Source organism: Streptomyces cinnamoneus (assembly GCF_014650495.1).
Lineage (GTDB): Bacteria > Actinomycetota > Actinomycetes > Streptomycetales > Streptomycetaceae > Streptomyces > Streptomyces cinnamoneus.
Genome location: NZ_BMVB01000091.1, coordinates 1 through 606, shown reverse-complemented (window position 1 = coordinate 606; position 606 = coordinate 1). Strand labels below are relative to the sequence as shown.

Genomic DNA, 606 nt, shown 5'->3' with positions numbered 1-606 from the left:
TGCGCTGGCTGGCGAGGTTAAGGACTGAAGGTCCGGAGCCGAAGGGAAACCAAGTCTGAATAGGGCGAATATAGTCAGTCGGAGCAGACCCGAAACCGGGTGATCTACCCATGTCCAGGTTGAAGTTGCCGTAAAAGGCAATGGAGGACCGAACGCACATCCGTTGAAAAGGGTGGCGATGAGGTGTGGGTAGGGGAGAAATTCCAATCGAACCCGGAGATAGCTGGTTCTCCTCGAAATAGCTTTAGGGCTAGCCTCATACGAGTCTTGCGGAGGTAGAGCACTGAATTTCCGCGGGGGCGTCAAAGCCTACCAAAGAATATCAAACTCCGAATGCCGCGTAGATGATGTATGGGAGTCAGACTATACGAGATAAGTTGGATAGTCGAAAGGGAAAGAGCCCAGACCACCGGCTAAGGTCCCAAAATGTGTGTTAAGTGGAAAAGGATGTGGGATTTCGAAGACAACCAGGAGGTTGGCTTAGAAGCAGCCACCCCTTGAAAGAGTGCGTAATAGCTCACTGGTCAAGAGGTCCTGCGCCGAAAATGTCCGGGGCTGAAACACACTACCGAAGCTTGGGAATTGACGAATGTTAATTGGTAGAGG

The 606-nt window shown here is 51.5% G+C and carries 1 rRNA gene; it reads left to right on the top strand.

What is annotated here, in order from left to right:
- A 23S ribosomal RNA gene (locus tag IE182_RS32965) occupies positions 1 to 606 on the top strand; the annotation flags it as partial.